Source organism: Halorubrum sp. SS7 (genome assembly GCF_005435055.1).
Taxonomy (GTDB): domain Archaea; phylum Halobacteriota; class Halobacteria; order Halobacteriales; family Haloferacaceae; genus Halorubrum; species Halorubrum salinarum.
On record NZ_SGXV01000146.1, the window covers coordinates 1 to 916 of the forward strand.

2 protein-coding genes are annotated in these 916 nt (G+C 59.8%); both read right to left on the reverse strand.

Annotated elements, in window-relative coordinates:
* The coding region (locus EXE44_RS20970; protein WP_137717992.1) for a hypothetical protein at nucleotides 1-226 on the reverse strand (226 nt) is incomplete at its 3' end.
* A partial coding sequence (locus EXE44_RS17230) for a hypothetical protein (protein ID WP_137717993.1) occupies nucleotides 223-916 on the reverse strand: 694 nt, incomplete at its 5' end. The genes EXE44_RS20970 and EXE44_RS17230, both read right to left, overlap by 4 nt.

Sequence of the window (916 nt, forward strand, 5' to 3'; positions counted from 1 at the left end):
CCGCAAAACGAGTGGTTAGTCGGTGACTGACGAAGCCACCAATCGCGTTGTTCGCTCGGAACTGCTCGTGGAACCGTCCGTACCCTTGTTCGAGGTGCCACTCATTCACCTCGTGCCAGTACTCGTAGAAGCTCTCGATCGCGCTTACGACCTGCGAGACTTCGAGTCCATAGGGGAGTTCCGCGTCGCGGTTGACGAAGCGCTCTCGGACCTCTGGCCGCTTCATGTTTCGTCGAGCCCCATCTGTACGTCCGAGTCAGCGAGATGGTCGAGGACGCGGTTGTCCGGGTCGATGCTCGCAACGAACCGTAAGAGTCGCTGAACGCCGTCGGGATTCTCCTCGATGTTGGCGAAGAAGTGAACCATCCCGTGAAGCGCCCGGTTCTGCTTGTGGTAGTCCCAGAATCGAAGCTGTCGGCTGATGTCCTCGTCATCCAGAACCCGGACATCTGCTTCTTCGAGCGTTTCGCGGGCTTCCGGACTCACCTCTGTACAGATCGCGATGGCGATGGCGGTCGTGTTCTGTGCGACCTTCATCATCGTGCCGAGTTCGGCACTGACGTTCGATTCATCGATAACGCGGTCCTTGACCTCGACCGAGATCATGAGGTCGGGACCGTGGTACCCGTCAATGTCGCCGTACCGCTGTTGACGCGAGGAGCCGGTTCGGACCTTACTCACGCGGAGAGACAAGTGCGGCCACTCCGCTTTGACGTACCCGTAACAGAGTGCCTGGTACGCCGATCCGCCCTGTTCATTTGGGGCCTTGCGTGTGTAGTCTCGGAGTACCTTCAGGAAGGGCTCTTCGAGCGGCGGGTCATGCCGTTCGTACTCGCTCGATTCCAACCGCTCTAGACCGAGGTCGAAGAGTTCCTGTGCGGCGACGAAGCGACCGTCGCGAGAGAGCCGGAACGCG